Below are 16,101 nucleotides of genomic sequence, written 5' to 3'. Positions count from 1 at the left end.
AATGTCAGAAGATTAACAAGGCAAATTGCTGTCTTGATTATGAAACAGAACTAGTTACTGTATTCGTTCCAACCGCGTTGCCATTCCATTCGAAACTTCTGCGCTTGTGGTGTGCCTTCGCATACACCTTCATAGTACTGACCAGACAATCCCATCTGGTAAGCGAAATCAGGATTACAGTATTCCGTCACCCCTTCGAGATAACCTTGGTCGTAGTCACCTTGCTTAGCATTACCGAGTTGATTGAGTTCTTTCACCGTACGAGAAGTATGCCCTGCAATGCCATCTTGATAACCGATCTGATACCAATCACCAGATTGCGCTAATTCTTCCGTGGTCGCCGCACAGCCTGCCAATAAAGCCAGCGCCAAACCTAACGTTGCCTTTTTCATGATTCTTCCTTAACTAGTTGTTTTCCAAACAAGCTTACCACTAAAGCCCGTAATGTGCCGCTTATCTGTCGATTTCGCCACTTAACTCTTGAGGTAACCACTTACCCTTAATCACAGCCACTCAATGGTGAATAGAACCACTTAGCCCATCGTGCTACCACTAAGCAAACGATAAAACCACTTAATCTTTATATCGACCACTCGCTTCTCTATTCGACCACTCATCCACTGAGCGAATGCACTTAACAAAAGAGGCGAATACCATACATCCTGAGCTTAAAAAATTACCCTACCTAATAAACCAAGGACAATTGCTATGATGTGGTTTCTAACCTGTGTCGCAGCCCTTATCGGCGGATACTTCATCTACGGTGCTTTCGTTGAGAAAGTTTTCGGTATCAATGAGAATCGCCAAACTCCTGCCCATACAAAAACCGACGGTGTTGACTACGTTCCAATGTCAACCAAACGCGTTTACCTTGTTCAACTACTCAACATTGCTGGTGTTGGTCCTATTTTCGGTCCAATCATGGGTGCCCTATACGGTCCTGCCGCTATGTTGTGGATTGTTGTAGGTTGTATCTTTGCAGGTGCAGTACACGATTACTTCTCAGGCATGCTTTCTGTTCGTAATGGTGGTGCATCAGTACCAACGATTACAGGTCGCTACCTAGGTAATGGCGCAAAACACTTTATGAACATCTTTGCCATTGTCCTGCTGCTTCTTGTTGGTGTGGTATTCGTATCTGCGCCTGCTGGCATGATCACGAACCTAATTAACGACCAAACTAGCCTAAGCGTCAGCATGACAACGATGGTTGTATTGATTTTCGCTTACTACATCATCGCTACAATTGTTCCAGTTGATAAAATCATTGGTCGCTTCTACCCACTGTTTGGCGCACTACTGATCTTCATGTCTGTTGGTCTGATGACAGCTGTCGCGTTTTCTAGCGAACACACAGTGATGGGTGATTTCCAAGTAAGCGATATGTTCACTAACTTGAACCCTAACGACATGCCTCTATGGCCAGCACTGTTTATCACTATCGCATGTGGCGCTATCTCTGGCTTCCACGCAACTCAGTCACCACTGATGGCTCGTTGTATGGAAAACGAGAAAAACGGTCGCTTCGTATTCTACGGTGCGATGATTGGTGAAGGTGTTATCGCGTTAATCTGGTGTGCTATCGCTCTGTCTTTCTTCGGTACGCTTGACGGTCTTGCAGAAGCAGTGAAAAACGGCGGTCCTGGTAACGTGGTATACAGTGCTTCATTTGGTCTACTAGGTGTATTCGGTGGTGTGATTGCCTTCCTTGGTGTTGTAATTCTGCCAATCACATCAGGTGACACAGCATTCCGCTCTAGCCGTCTGATTCTTGCTGAATACTTCGGTATGGAACAAAAAACACTACGTAATCGCCTTCTAATGGCTGTACCACTATTCGTTATCGGTGGCGTTTTGACTCAAGTAGATTTCGGTATCATCTGGCGCTACTTCGGCTTCGCAAACCAAACAACAGCAGTAATGATGCTTTGGACTGCATCGGCTTACCTACTGCGCCATAACAAGTTCCACTGGATCACGACTGTCCCAGCGGTCTTCATGACAACCGTGTGTGTTACGTTCATTCTAAACAACAGTACATTAGGCTTTGGCCTGCCAATGCAAATCTCGACCATCGCAGGTATTTTGTTCTCACTAGCCGCTGCTGGCTACGTAATTAAAATCTCTAAAGGTAAAGGTGAGACTGAGCTTGCTGACGAAGAGAAACCACAAGCTGCTTCAGAAACTGCATAATGAATACCTTCGCTTGCTAACCGATTCATTATCAATGACTGGATAAAACCAAGAGCCTGCCCACCGCAGGCTCTTTTTGTTTCTCTTCTACGTTACAATAACAACATCATTTTTAGGTTAGGTTCGCTATGGAACTGGTCATCTCCCTTTTACAACAAATGTGTGTTTACTTAGTGCTGGCTTACATGCTGAGTAAAACGCCGATCATTTTGCCCCTGCTGAGTATCTCCTCTCGCCTCAGTCATCGGCTCATTTGTTATGTACTCTTCTCTGGCTTTTGTATTCTCGGCACCTACTTCGGCTTGCATATTAACGATGCTATCGCCAATACGCGTGCCATTGGTGCTGTGATGGGTGGGTTGTTTGGTGGTCCTGTGGTCGGTTTTGCTGTGGGGTTAACCGGTGGTATTCACCGCTACACACTTGGCGGTTTTACCGATTTAGCCTGCGCAATTTCTACCACGGCTGAAGGCTTGATTGGCGGCTTGCTGCATGTCTACCTTATAAAGCGTAACAAGGGAGCCATGCTGTTCAATCCAAGCGTGGTATTCAGTGTCACTTTTGTAGCAGAAATTGTGCAGATGATTCTGTTACTCGCTGTAGCCAAACCTTTCGACCAAGCCTATGCGCTTGTCTCAGCGATTGCCGCTCCAATGATCATTGCTAACTCGGTTGGTGCGGCACTGTTTATGAGTATCCTGCAAGACCGTAAAACCATTTTCGAAAAATACTCAGCCACCTTCTCCCGCCGAGCATTAAGCATCGCCGATCGCTCAGTTGGTATTCTAAGTACCGGCTTTAACAGTGAGAATGCAGACAAAATCGCCCGCATCATCTACGACGAAACCAAAGTAGGTGCCGTCGCGATCACCGACCAAGAAAAGATCCTAGCTTTCGTTGGTATCGGCGATGATCACCATAAGCCAAATACTCCTATTTCATCGCAAAGCACGCTAGATTCGATGGAAAAGAACGACATCATCTACCTTGATGGTAGCGAACGACCGTATCAATGCTCATTAGCACAAGACTGTAAGTTGGGCTCTGCATTGATAATTCCTCTGCGTGCAGGCAAAGAGGTGGTGGGAACCATTAAGCTTTATGAACCAAAACGCAAACTGTTCTCTACTGCGAATATGTCAATGGCAGAAGGGATTGCTCAGCTTCTTTCAAGCCAAATCTTGTATGGTGATTATCAGCAGCAACAAACTCTACTGGCTCAGGCAGAAATCAAACTGCTGCATGCTCAGGTGAATCCACATTTCTTGTTTAACGCGTTAAATACCATTAGTGCCATCACTCGTCGTGATCCTGACAAAGCACGAGAACTGATCCAAAATCTGTCTCATTTCTTCCGCAGTAACTTAAAGCAGAACATCAATACAGTGACGCTAAAAGAAGAATTGGCGCACGTGAATTCCTACTTATCGATCGAAAAAGCACGTTTTACCGATCGCCTAGAAGTTGAGATTGATATTGAACCAGAATTACTGGATATCAAGCTGCCGAGTTTTACTCTTCAACCTCTGGTCGAAAATGCCATCAAGCATGGTGTTTCTAATATGTTAGAGGGAGGAAAAGTGAAGATTTATAGCCAAGCACACCCTCAAGGTGCGCTGATAACGGTTGAGGACAACGCAGGTAGTTATAAGCCGCCAAAAGAGAATCATTCTGGTTTGGGTATGGAAATCGTCGATAAGCGCTTGTCGAATCAATTTGGGCGTGATTCAGCGCTAAAAATTACCTCTCAGCAGCATCAATTTACTAAAATGAGTTTTATCATTCCCCACTCGCGATAAGCGCAATGAAAACGCACAAAAGGTAATCTTGGATGTTAACCGCCCTCGTCATTGATGATGAACAGTTTGCTCGTGAAGAGTTGGCAGAGCTATTGGATGAAACGGGTCAAATTGAGGTGATTGGCGACGCGTCAAACGCCATCATGGGACTGAAGAAAATCAATGAGCTGAAACCAGATGTGGTGTTTCTCGACATCCAAATGCCTCAGGTGACGGGCATTGAGCTGCTGGGAATGTTAGACCCAGAAACTATGCCTTACGTGGTGTTTGTGACAGCTTATGATCAATACGCTATTCAAGCCTTTGAAGACAATGCCTTCGATTATTTACTCAAGCCCGTTGATCCATGTCGTTTGACCAAAACCGTCAAACGCCTTAGCAAGGTGATGAGTCAATCTGCGCTCACTCAGCAACTGTCAGCCATCGCACCAGAAAACCTCGACCAAATTCCATGTATTGGGCACAACCGCATAGTGATCATGGCGACGGAGACAGTTGAGTGTGCTTACAGTGATATTAGCGGTGTACATGTGCGCTCCACCAGCCAAACCGCAAGTACTCAATTGACCCTGAAAATCTTGGAAGAGAAAACGCCACTGGTACGTTGTCATCGACAGTATCTCGTAAGTATTAAAGCCATCAGCGAGATTAAGCTATTAGAAAACGGGCTGGCAGAAATCATTACCAAAACAGGCTTTGAGATCCCCGTGAGCCGCCGCTACTTAAAAGTACTCAAAGAGCTACTCGGCATTAGTCATTAGGGTATATACCAAAATACCCCCGAAATGGCTGGGTATAAACCATCACGAGTAGATAGAAACCACACAATCAAAAAAGGCGACCTTCTGGTCGCCTTTTGCATATTTTCATCGCCTTAATCAACTTGCTTGATTTGTAGCTCTTTTGGTACTTCGAAGAACATGTTTTCTTCGCGACCAAGCACTTCATCTACGGCTTGCGCCCCAACCAACTCTTTGATGCGATCTAGGATTTGATTAACCAGCTCTTCAGGCGCAGATGCACCAGCAGTCACACCAACCTTGCCTTTACCTTCAAACCATTCAGGCTTAATGTCTTCAGGACAATCTGTTAGGTATCCTGGCGTACCTAGCTTTTCAGCGAGCTCTTTTAAACGCGTTGAGTTTGATGAATTCTTTGAACCTACAACAACCATCACATCTACGTCAGCAGAAAGCTCACGCACAGCATCTTGACGGTTTTGCGTCGCGTAACAGATGTCATCTTTACGAGGACCTTGAATGTCTGGGAATACGCGGCGTAGCTCTTCAATTACGTCAGCGGTTTCATCAACAGACAGTGTCGTTTGGCTCACGTAGTGTAGATCAGATGGATCCTTTACGATCGCTTTTAGCTTCTCAACATCCGCTGGTGTTTCCACAAGGTACATACCGCCTGTATCACTGGAATACTGACCCATTGTGCCTTCCACCTCTGGATGACCAGCGTGACCGATCAATACCACTTCCATATTGCGACGGCTTGCACGTGCTACTTCCATATGTACTTTGGTTACCAGCGGACAGGTCGCATCAAACACAGTTAAATCACGAGACTTCGCTTCTTGGCGAACCGCTTGAGATACACCATGAGCGGAGAAAATCACAATGTTGTTGTCTGGCACTTCGTGCAGTTCTTCAACGAAGATAGCACCACGCTGTTTTAAACCTTCAACCACAAAGCGGTTGTGCACTACTTCATGTCGAACATAGATAGGTGGCTGATACATCTCTAGCGCACGTTCTACGATGCTAATCGCGCGGTCAACACCAGCACAGAAACCACGTGGGTTAGCTAACAGGATTTTCATTTCATTGCTCATGGAAGTTATCTTTTATTTGGTTCGCTATTCTACTGACAAAATTTCGACTTCGAAAGTCACGTCTTGTCCCGCGAGTGGATGGTTGAAGTCCACTGTTACTGAGTCGCCAGCAATCTCAGTAATGATGCCTGGGATTTCCATACCATCGGGACCACTGAACGCCATAATAGTGCCGACTTCAACTTCCGCTTCGCCCACAAATTTAGTGCGATCCATATGGTGGATATGGTCTGGATTTGGCATGCCAAAAGCGTCAGCCGCTTTTAGTTCAATTGCCTTTTGTTCACCTACTTGCAAGCCTAATAGGCACTGCTCAAAGTTCTCACTTAAGCTGCCGTCGCCCATCACGAACTTAGCAGGCTTGCCCATGTTATGTGTGCTGTCCGCTACAGAGCCATCTTGCATTTTGATGGTGAAATGCAGTGTTACTGCTGAATCTTGATTTATTGTTGTCACGTTACTGCTTCCTTGTTCTTGGGTTTTCCAGCGCTCTATATGATCACTCACCGTGATTACTTTTATTGTACGGAGATACGCGGATTGCGCTCCAACATAATAAAAAGCGTCGTCCGAATCAACGGACGACGCTTAGGGTTATTCGATATATCGCAAAAGATTACTTGTCAGCATCCTTTTTGCGGAAGCCATCAAGAATGATCATTGCCGCACCAATACAGATAGTTGTATCTGCAAGGTTGAATGCAGGCCAATGGTAGTTCCCCCAGAAGAAGTCTAGGTAATCAACAACAAAGCCATGAACAACACGGTCAAACACGTTGCCCACTGCACCACCAATAATCAGTGCGTAAGCGATGTTGTTCCATTTTTCTTTCGCTGGAAGCTTGCTCATCCAGTAGGTCAAAAGACCTGTAACAACAAACGCGATACCTGTGAACAACCAGCGCTGCCAACCCGCTTGATCGCTCAAGAAGCTGAATGCTGCACCGTAGTTATGAACATAAAGTAGGTTGAAGAATGGCAGCACCTCAATTCGGTTTGCCCATCCGTAGCCCATGTTGTCCATCACCACCAATTTGATGCCAATATCTGCAATAAATACCAGAATTGCTAACCACAGCCAGCGAACTCCAGATTGCTTTAACGTCAGTGCTTTTTCACTCATTACTTTACCTACAAACAGCCCCAGTAAATACTGGGGCTGTTAATTTTAAAAAAAGTTCAGTTGTACTGGGTAATTACGCGAATTTACGTACTTCACCTTCGCCGTCAACGTTAGACACACAACGACCACAGATCTTCTCGTGACCTTCGATTGTGCCTACGTCTGGCGTGTGGTGCCAACAACGGTCACACTTCTCGCCTTCAGCGGCTGCCACTTCAACAAACAAGCCTTCGATATCTGTCGCTTGTGCTGCATCAGTCTTCTCACTTAGAGACTTAACTTTCGCAGCAGAAGTTAGTAGAACAAAGCGCAGTTCATCTTCTAGCTTGTTGATTTTCGCCGCTAGAGCGTCATCAGCAAATAGCGTCACTTCAGCTTGTAGTGCACCACCGATGGTTTTCTCTTTACGCGCATCTTCTAGAAGTTTGTTTACTGCACCACGAACCGCTTGGATCTCAGTCCAAAATTCGTTGTTCAGCTCTTCACCTTCAGCAAGACCGAATAGGCCATCGAACCACTCACCAGTGAATACGAACTTGTCGCGCTCGCCTGGCATTTCGTTCCAGATTTCATCTGCAGTGAACGACATGATTGGCGCCATCCAACGAACTAGCGCTTCTACGATGTAGTAAAGTGCTGTCTGACAGCTACGTTGAGCGTTACCGCCACGTTTTGCTGTGTACTGACGGTCTTTAATTACGTCTAGGTAGAAAGAGCCCATTTCGATTGAACAGAATTGCATTAGACGCTGAGTTACACCGTGTGTGTTGTACTCTTCGTACGCTTTAACAATCTCTTCTTGTGCTGCTAGCGCACGACCAACAGCCCAGCGATCTAGCGCAACCATCTCTTCAACAGGAACGATGTCTGTTTCTGGGTTGAAGCCGCTCAGGTTAGCTAGGAAGAAACGCGCTGTGTTACGGATACGACGGTACGCATCTGCGCTGCGTTTTAGGATTTCATCAGAAACCGCAACTTCACCAGTGTAGTCAGTAGATGCAACCCATAGGCGAAGAATGTCAGCACCTAGCTTATTAGTTACGTCTTTTGGCGCAACCACGTTACCGATAGATTTCGACATCTTACGACCGTGACCATCAACCACGAAACCGTGTGTCAGTACTTGTTTGTAAGGCGCTTCATCTTTCATCGCGATAGATGAAATTAGAGAAGACTGGAACCAACCGCGGTGTTGGTCAGAACCTTCTAGGTATAGGTCTGCACTGTTGCCGTTGTACTCTTCACGAGCATCAACAACAGAGAAGTGTGTTACACCAGAATCGAACCATACGTCTAGCGTATCTAGTACTTTTTCGTACTGGTCTGCTTCGTCACCTAGTAGTTCTGCTGAATCAACATCCCACCACGCTTGAATGCCTTTCTCTTCAACCAACAGAGCAACCTTCTCGATAAGCTCTAGTGTGTTTGGATGAAGTTCTGCTGTTTCTTTGTGAACGAACAGAGCAATTGGCACACCCCAAGTACGTTGACGAGAGATACACCACTCTGGGCGACCTTCGATCATACCTTCGATACGGCTTTGACCCCACTCAGGCATCCACTCAACATTCTTGATTGACTCTAGTGCTTTAGCACGTAGGCCAGCTTGGTCCATAGAGACGAACCATTGAGGTGTTGCACGGAAGATGATTGGAGTCTTATGACGCCAACAATGTGGGTAACTGTGCTCGTAAGCGTGGTGGTGTAGTAGTGCACCTTTTTCTTTTAGTACTTCTACTACTGCATCGTTCGCTTTAAATACGTGCTGACCAGCAAATAGCTCTGTATCTGGTAGGTAAACGCCGTTTGAACCAACTGGGTTTGCTACTTCTAGGTTGTACTTGTTACCAACCGCAAAGTCTTCTTGACCATGACCAGGAGCAGTGTGAACAACACCAGTACCTGAATCAGTTGTAACGTGATCACCAAGGATCGCCGGTACTGTGAAATCGTAGAATGGGTGTTGGAACTGAGAAAGCTCTAGATCCGCACCTTTTGCAAAGCCTAGGTTGTGGAAGTGCTCGATACCAGCACGATCCATTACGTCTTTCGCTAGCTCAGCAGCAACGATAATACGCTCAGCGTTGTCGCCTTCTGTTTGGATAAGTACGTATTCTAGATCATCACGTAGACATACTGCGCGGTTTGCAGGCAGCGTCCAAGGCGTTGTTGTCCAGATAACGATAGACACGTCACCTTGACCTTCATGACCTTCTGTCAGTTCAAACTTAGATAGCAGTGCCGCTTCGTCAGCCGCTTTAAAACGAACGTCGATAGATGGCGATACTTTATCTTTGTACTCAACTTCTGCTTCAGCAAGAGCTGAACCACAGTCTGTACACCAGTGAACTGGTTTAAAACCTTTCAGTAGGTGACCTTTGCTTGCGATCTTACCAAGAGCACGAATGATGTTCGCTTCAGTTGCGAAATCCATAGTGCGGTATGGCTTGTCCCACTCACCCATGATACCAAGACGCTTGAAGCTCTCTTTCTGACCTTCAACCTGACCGGCCGCGTACTCACGACATTTCTCGCGGAACTCAGCAGCTGTCACTTTTTGTCCTGGTTTGCCAACTTTCTTCTCTACCATCAATTCGATTGGTAGACCGTGACAGTCCCAGCCTGGGATGTAAGGTGCGTCAAAACCTGAAAGTGTTTTGGATTTAATAATAATGTCTTTAAGAATCTTGTTTAGTGCGTGACCAATGTGAATGTCACCGTTCGCGTAAGGAGGGCCATCGTGCAGTACGAATGACTTTTTGCCTTTCTTAGCTTTACGGATTTCACCGTAAAGATCTTCTTTGTACCAACGCTTAAGCATTTCTGGCTCACGATTGGCCAGGTTGCCGCGCATTGGAAACCCTGTTTCAGGTAAGTTCAGGGTATCTTTATACTCACTCATCGATTCTTAATTCCGTTATATTGGGCGAAAATTAGACATTATGTTGCACGGTGGAATAAACCGCTCAACGCTCAAGCTGACGCAGCCACACCCTTGCTGCTTCAGCATCCAATTCGATTTGTTGTTTAAGTGCTTCAAACGACTCAAACTTTTGCTCATCTCGAAGTTTGTGCAAAAGTTCCACTTCTAGCTGCTTGCCATATAAATTAGCGTGAAAGTCGAATAAGTGTACTTCTAACTGCTGGCGAACACCATTTACTGTTGGTCGTTGACCAATATTAGCGACACCGCCAACTGGCTTATCTCCTAAGCCAAGCGCTTGAACAACATAAACTCCGGAAACCGGAGAAACACAGCGTTTCAAAGGAATATTTGCAGTAGGGAACCCAATGGTTCGACCTAGCTTTCTTCCATGAGAAACACGACCGCTGATGCTGTAATCTCTTCCCAGCATCTCTTGCGCGGAATGCAAATCATCACGAGCCAGCGCTTTACGAATAGCCGTGCTACTCACTCGTAATTGCTGTAAACAAAAGCTTTGGGTACTCACGACTTCAAAGCCGTACTTTTCCCCCGCTTCTTGTAACATTGCAAAGTTTCCTGTTCGACCTTTGCCGAAACAGAAATCATCACCAATGACAAGAAACTTAACACCCAATCGACCAACCAACAAGTCACGGATAAACTCTTCCGCCGTAAGGTCAGCAAAATGACGATTGAAGTTAACACACAGCAGACGATCGATGTCGAGCTTACTCAGCTGAACAAACTTATCACGCAGTCGCGTTAACCTCGCAGGTGCCTTATCTCGAGCAAACAGCTCCATCGGCTGAGGTTCAAAGGTCATCACAATCGAAGGTAACGAAAGTTTCTCCGCTTGTTCAGACACTTGCTGCAATACTTGTTGATGACCTCTATGCACGCCATCGAAATTGCCAATAGTCAGCACGCACCCATGATGGTGCGACTTGATATTGTGAATGCCTCTAATCAGTTCCATTGGATACTGCTTTATGCCTCTGTTTTTACTTTGCACTGTGTGAAACTGACGGATTATATACCAATCAACCTTATTCTGTCCCAGCTTTTAGGTCTTTTAAACGTACACCGAGTAAAAACACGACGGCTAGGTAAACACCTGCACCAAGCGCAATCAGCATTCCTAATACGCCACTGCGATGAGCAAAGCTCCAATCTAACCATACCGACATGTCTTCTAGCTGCCACAAAATAGCCGCAACCATCGCAGCTCCCGCGATCATCAAACGTATAATAAAGAGGACTGTACGTTTGGTCACTTGGTACACACCTGCGATATGGAGACCACGGTAGAGTAATGCCATATTTACAAAAGCAGAGAGCGCAGTCGCGATAGCCAGACCAACATAGCCATAGAAATAAGCAAAGATCGCATTGAATACCATGTTAGTTAGCATCGCAATAATGCCGTATTTCACTGGCGTTTTCGTGTCTTGACGAGAGTAGTAACCCGGAGCAAGAACTTTGATCAGCATAAAGTTAAGCAAGCCAGAAGCATACGCTAATAAAGAGAGAGAAGCTTGATGCACATCCTGCGGAGAAAACTCACCACGCATGAACAGCACCATTAGCATCGGCTTCGCCAGTACCATTAAGCCAAGCATTGCTGGGATTCCCAGTAAGGTCACCATACGAATACCCCAATCCATGGTGTGTGCAAAGCCTTCACTGTGAGCATCTACGTGCTTACGTGATAACGCTGGGAGAATCACCGTCGCTATCGCAATACCAAACAGGCCTAACGGGAATTCCAACAATCGATCGGAATAGTACAACCAACTGATTGAACCGGTTTGTAGAAAACTGGCAATAAAAGTGTCAAACAGTAGATTGATTTGGCTTACAGACACACCAAATAAAGCAGGAATCATCAAGGTACGGATCTTCACCACCCCCGGATCGCGCCAACCCCATTTTGGCTTGACCATAACTCCCGCTTTAATAAGGAAAGGAATTTGAAATAAGAACTGAACCAACCCACCAAGAAAAACACCAATGGCAAGACCAATCTCAGGTTGTGACATCTGCGGAGAGATAAACCACGCCGCCAAAATGATCATCACATTGAGGAAGACGGGAGTAAAAGAAGAAACCGCAAACTTACCTAGTGTATTGAGAATGGCTCCCGATAAGGCAACAAAAGTGATGAACCATAAATAAGGAAAGGTAATCTTGAGCATTACGCTGGCAAGTTCAAACTTCTCAGCCGCGGGACCACCATGCATCCAGTCTAAAAACCAACCAAAACCAAATAAAGCAGTCACGACGCCAGAGCCAAGAACACCAAGGATGGTAACAATAGAGACAATCACACCCAATGTACCAGCAGCACGAGCAATCAACTCACGAGTTTTGTCCATGTCCCCTTGTGCGTGACTTTCAGTTAATACAGGAACGAAAGCTTGAGAAAATGCGCCTTCAGCAAACAAACGGCGTAAGAAATTAGGAATTTTATTGGCAAAGAAGAAGACGTCGGCACTTGCGCCTGCCCCCATCAAGTTTGCTACTACTACATCACGAACTAAACCTAGGACGCGCGAAATTAATGTCATGGCACTGACGATCATGCCAGACTTGAGCAGTCGTTTACTCACTGTAACCTCGGAATATCACCAAAAGATAGCCAACCCTATTCCTCTAAGCCTTTGAAAGCTACAAATGGGCGTTAAAAATATATCCGGTTATTGTTAGATCTAAGCGGATAATTATTAGCAATGGTCTAAAAATGCTGTTAGAATCCCCGCCATCTTAACCGCGATAACCTTTCTTACCAAAACTTGTTTTGGCTTCGATGGGTTTTTGCACAAATCATTTGACATTTAGGCGCAAATGAGGGATAGTCCTCGCCCTTAAATTGTCACAGAACTAAGTTTTTGGGAGTTAGACCCTTGGCAAATAGTAAATCTGCTAAGAAGCGCGCTATCCAAGCTGAGAAACGTCGTCAGCACAATGCTAGCCGTCGCTCAATGATGCGTACTTACATGAAGAAAACTGTTGCTGCTATCGAAGCAGGCGACAAAGAAGCTGCAACTGCTGCATTCGCTGCAGTTACACCTATCCTAGACCGTATGGCGACTAAAGGCCTTATTCACAAGAATAAAGCAGCTCGTCATAAGTCTCGTTTCACTGCACAAATCAAAGCTCTATAATAGAGAATTGATTCTACAGTGAAGAAAAAACCGGCTAACGCCGGTTTTTTTATACCTAAAATTCAGCAAAACTCGAATTCAAGATAATAAAAAAGCTGGCACTGCCAGCTTTTCTAATTTGTGACCTGTCATCACGCGGTTGCTTCTGCACAATAAAGACCATGAAGTGTTTGAATTAGCGCTTTCACTTCATCGCTCTTCAATGTGTAGTAGACCGTTTGTGCTTCTTTTCTTGTCGCAACTAACTCATCACGACGAAGCCACGCTAAGTGTTGAGACAATGCCGACTGACTCAACTCTAGTTTTGCGCAAAGTTCCCCGACCGAAAGCTCTTGATTATGCAGCATGCAAAGGATTTGTAGGCGTCTCTCATTTGCCATCGCCTTGAGCAGCACGACAGCCTTGGCGGAGTTTTTCTCCATTTCTTGTAGATTCATGCGTTGGACCTCTAGCTACAACTTACTTTTCCCAACCCTGGCCAGTTTGTTGTGTGTTACAGAATTTTATAATTTCGAGTTATAATTTTATCGATAGTAATCTATTTAATTGAGCAACGGAACGTGTTCATTCAAACATTTGGCTAAAATCTGCATCACATACGTTCTTAACCGCTGGATGTTGTATCATTCGTTCCGCAAAAATGACGTAGTACTCTTCTTTTAAGTCTTCAACGTGACCAATCAGTTGTAAGTTTCGGTCATCTTCAATCTCCGACATATAAACTGTTGGAGCCAAAAAGATCACATCATCGCGGTAGCGTGCAAAAGCTTTCATGAGTGCCACATCGTCAAACTCACCCAATACATCCGGTTGTAAGCCTTGGCGATCAAACCACTGCAATACTTTACGACCCATTGCCGTTCGGCTTGCCGGGATCAACAACTTTTTCTTCTCTAAGACTTCAGGAAAGCTCACTCCTGCGATTTCAGACGAAGCAAAAAAGCTCATACTACTTTCACCCAACTTCTTACTGTACAGACCCGGGCTTTGTGTCGAATCTACTGGGCAATCGGAAAGGATCATATCGAGTTTATGTTGTGACAAGCGCTCCAACAGCAACTCGTGTGTTGATTCATAACAACGTAAATGAATGCTGTTGTCTTCAGGAACTGTCGTCATCAAGACTTTGCTGACAAGACGTTTAGAAAGCGCATCGGCGACGCCGACTTCGAAAAGGATATTAGAGTGTTGGCTATAGTTAACAATATCGAGCATTTCGTAGCTCAAACCAAACATACGGTCGGCATACTTAAAAACTAACTGCCCAAGTTCTGTTGGTTCAACTGTACGTCCATTCCGTTTGGTCAACTTCCCCTTCATACGGTCTTCAAGTGCTTTAATTTGTCCAGTAACCGTTTGAGGCGTCAGGAATAACGCATCTGCTGCTTTTGTTACCGAGCCTTGTTTACACACCATCCAGAAGTAATAAAGGTGGTTGTAGTTTAAATGTGACATAGCCAATCCCTATAAAGAAGATGACACTTTTTATATCAAATGTGACACCGACAAACAATAAGTTCGACAAAACCTACATAAAGCTACAAAACATATGGTTTTACCGAAAGTATAAGATTCACACTGTCATAAAACTTGAAGCCAAACGCACTTTTTTGATCTTGCCCAGAAATAAACCCGCCGATCTATAAGCAATAAATACCCTTAATAATCAACACCTTAATTTGATGTGAAATTTTCTTCACGGATAACTATCAAAAAGAATAATAAAAATCCTCTATAGAAACCTAACTGTAATATTACTGAAATATTTCATCTCTAACATCGCCCTCAGTTTCAACAACAGACCAAATAAACGAACTGAAAGGTCCACGGAGAAAATTATGATGAACCAAGCTACTTCTACAGCAGCACCAATCTCGAGTACGACTCGCTGGTTACGCTGGGCTAACTTGGCATTCATGTTGTATCTGCTTCTTCTAGCAGTATCTATGGTTGGTAGCGGCTTCAAATGGGCGACTGGTGATCAAGCTAAAGTACTCTTTGAATTTGCGTCTCACCCAGTCGCAGGTCTAATGATCGGTTTGGTGGCTACGGCACTGATCCAATCTTCCAGTACCGTAACTTCTATTATTGTAGGTTTGGTTGCAGGTGGTCTACCTGTAGAAACCGCTATCCCTATGGTAATGGGTGCGAACATCGGTACAACCGTAACAAATACACTGGTTTCGCTTGGTCACGTTCGTTGTAAAGACGAATTCAAACGTGCATTCGCAAGCGCAACAATCCACGATTTCTTCAACTTACTTGCAGTACTGATCTTCCTACCACTGGAAATGATGTTCGGCATCCTAGAGAAAATCTCTCACTGGTTGGTGTCACCATTACTAAACACAGGTGATATGAGCATGAAAGGCTTTGATTTCATCAAGCCAATCACGAAACCAGTAGTAAGTGCAATCAAAGAGCCACTAGCAACATTTGGCGACACTATGGGTGGCGTAGCGCTAATCGCTCTAGGTATCGGTACTATCTTCGTAGCTATCACTGTTATGGGTAAGCTAATGAAGAGCCTAATGGTTGGTCGTGCACGTGACATCCTTAAGAACGCAATCGGTCGTGGTCCTATCCACGGTATCGTATCGGGCTCAGTAGTAACTGTTCTTGTTCAGTCTTCTTCTACGACAACAAGTCTAATGGTTCCACTTGTAGGCTCAGGTGTTCTAAAAGTACGTGACATCTACCCGTTCACTCTTGGTGCAAACATTGGTACATGTATCACGGCTCTACTAGCAGCAACAGCGGTATCTGGCGAGTTCGCAGTATTCGCACTACAAATTGCACTAGTACACCTAACGTTCAACATTCTGGCGACACTGTTCATCTTCGGTATCCCGTTCCTACGTGAGATTCCAGTGAAATGTGCAGAAGTGATTTCAGAAATGGCGATTAAGAACAAAGCAGTTGTAGCAGGTTACCTACTAGCAGTATTCATCGTACTACCAGGTTCTATCCTTGCTCTGACAGCATAATAATAAGATTACCATCGCTTATTTAGGCTCCACTTCGGTGGAGCCTTTTTTCGTTTTGGGGAAGCAAGA

14 protein-coding genes are annotated in these 16,101 nt (G+C 45.1%); 5 read left to right on the top strand and 9 right to left on the bottom strand.

Annotation, left to right across the window (positions count from 1 at the left end; all coding sequences use genetic code 11):
• Nucleotides 1-50: 50 nt before the first annotated feature.
• A complete protein-coding gene (locus NL647_RS16255; RefSeq protein ID WP_005425322.1) occupies nt 51-392 on the bottom strand; it encodes a DUF2799 domain-containing protein in 342 nt (113 codons plus the stop codon).
• A gap of 316 nt (nt 393-708) precedes the next feature.
• Here NL647_RS16255 and NL647_RS16250 point away from each other — a divergent pair, with 316 nt between their 5' ends.
• From NL647_RS16250 to btsR, 3 genes are all read left to right on the top strand, one after another.
• On the top strand, nt 709-2,193 hold the full coding sequence (locus tag NL647_RS16250) for a carbon starvation protein A (RefSeq protein ID WP_005447938.1): 1,485 nt from the start codon (nt 709-711) through the stop codon (nt 2,191-2,193).
• 128 nt (nt 2,194-2,321) lie between these two features.
• Nucleotides 2,322-3,992, top strand: a complete 1,671-nt coding sequence (locus tag NL647_RS16245) for a sensor histidine kinase (RefSeq protein WP_009697640.1) — start codon at nt 2,322-2,324, stop codon at nt 3,990-3,992.
• Nucleotides 3,993-4,024: 32 nt separating this feature from the next.
• Complete coding sequence (gene btsR / locus NL647_RS16240; protein ID WP_017190110.1) at nt 4,025-4,753, top strand: two-component system response regulator BtsR; 729 nt, start codon at nt 4,025-4,027, stop codon at nt 4,751-4,753.
• A gap of 113 nt (nt 4,754-4,866) precedes the next feature.
• On the opposite strand, the gene ispH is transcribed toward btsR, so the two are convergent.
• The 6 genes from ispH to murJ form a co-directional block, all read right to left on the bottom strand.
• Complete coding sequence (gene ispH, locus NL647_RS16235) at nt 4,867-5,832, bottom strand: 4-hydroxy-3-methylbut-2-enyl diphosphate reductase (RefSeq protein WP_017190109.1); 966 nt, start codon at nt 5,830-5,832, stop codon at nt 4,867-4,869.
• Nucleotides 5,833-5,856: 24 nt separating this feature from the next.
• Nucleotides 5,857-6,288 carry an FKBP-type peptidyl-prolyl cis-trans isomerase gene (fkpB, locus tag NL647_RS16230; protein ID WP_005447933.1) on the bottom strand — a complete coding sequence of 144 codons (432 nt, stop codon included), beginning with the start codon at nt 6,286-6,288 and terminating at the stop codon, nt 5,857-5,859.
• A gap of 160 nt (nt 6,289-6,448) precedes the next feature.
• The gene (gene lspA / locus NL647_RS16225; protein WP_005440576.1) at nt 6,449-6,955 is read right to left on the bottom strand and encodes a signal peptidase II; all 507 of its coding nucleotides are present in this window, start codon (nt 6,953-6,955) and stop codon (nt 6,449-6,451) included.
• Between the two features lie 73 nt (nt 6,956-7,028).
• Complete coding sequence (gene ileS, locus NL647_RS16220) at nt 7,029-9,857, bottom strand: isoleucine--tRNA ligase (protein WP_045490851.1); 2,829 nt, start codon at nt 9,855-9,857, stop codon at nt 7,029-7,031.
• A 64-nt stretch (nt 9,858-9,921) separates the two neighbouring features.
• Nucleotides 9,922-10,857: a bifunctional riboflavin kinase/FAD synthetase gene (gene ribF / locus NL647_RS16215; RefSeq protein WP_253650394.1), complete on the bottom strand. Its 936-nt coding sequence runs from the start codon at nt 10,855-10,857 to the stop codon at nt 9,922-9,924.
• Nucleotides 10,858-10,927: 70 nt separating this feature from the next.
• Nucleotides 10,928-12,490, bottom strand: a complete 1,563-nt coding sequence (gene murJ / locus NL647_RS16210; RefSeq protein ID WP_005447928.1) for a murein biosynthesis integral membrane protein MurJ — start codon at nt 12,488-12,490, stop codon at nt 10,928-10,930.
• 294 nt (nt 12,491-12,784) lie between these two features.
• Here murJ and rpsT point away from each other — a divergent pair, with 294 nt between their 5' ends.
• A complete protein-coding gene (rpsT, locus tag NL647_RS16205; RefSeq protein ID WP_005447926.1) occupies nt 12,785-13,045 on the top strand; it encodes a 30S ribosomal protein S20 in 261 nt (86 codons plus the stop codon).
• 131 nt (nt 13,046-13,176) lie between these two features.
• Here rpsT and NL647_RS16200 read toward each other — a convergent pair whose 3' ends face one another.
• Both NL647_RS16200 and nhaR read right to left on the bottom strand, forming a co-directional pair.
• Nucleotides 13,177-13,482 carry a metalloregulator ArsR/SmtB family transcription factor gene (locus NL647_RS16200; RefSeq protein ID WP_005447923.1) on the bottom strand — a complete coding sequence of 102 codons (306 nt, stop codon included), beginning with the start codon at nt 13,480-13,482 and terminating at the stop codon, nt 13,177-13,179.
• 127 nt (nt 13,483-13,609) lie between these two features.
• Nucleotides 13,610-14,500 carry a transcriptional activator NhaR gene (gene nhaR, locus NL647_RS16195; RefSeq protein ID WP_005447920.1) on the bottom strand — a complete coding sequence of 297 codons (891 nt, stop codon included), beginning with the start codon at nt 14,498-14,500 and terminating at the stop codon, nt 13,610-13,612.
• Nucleotides 14,501-14,883: 383 nt separating this feature from the next.
• On the opposite strand from nhaR, the gene NL647_RS16190 reads away from it, so the two are divergent.
• The gene (locus NL647_RS16190; protein ID WP_005447917.1) at nt 14,884-16,032 is read left to right on the top strand and encodes a Na/Pi symporter; all 1,149 of its coding nucleotides are present in this window, start codon (nt 14,884-14,886) and stop codon (nt 16,030-16,032) included.
• The last annotated feature ends 69 nt before the right edge of the window (nt 16,033-16,101 follow it).

Origin of the sequence: Vibrio sp. Y29_XK_CS5 (assembly GCF_024181835.1) — a bacterium.
GTDB lineage: Bacteria > Pseudomonadota > Gammaproteobacteria > Enterobacterales > Vibrionaceae > Vibrio > Vibrio harveyi.
The sequence above is the reverse complement of the archived record's forward strand: the minus strand, read 5'-3'. Positions and strand labels throughout refer to the sequence as shown.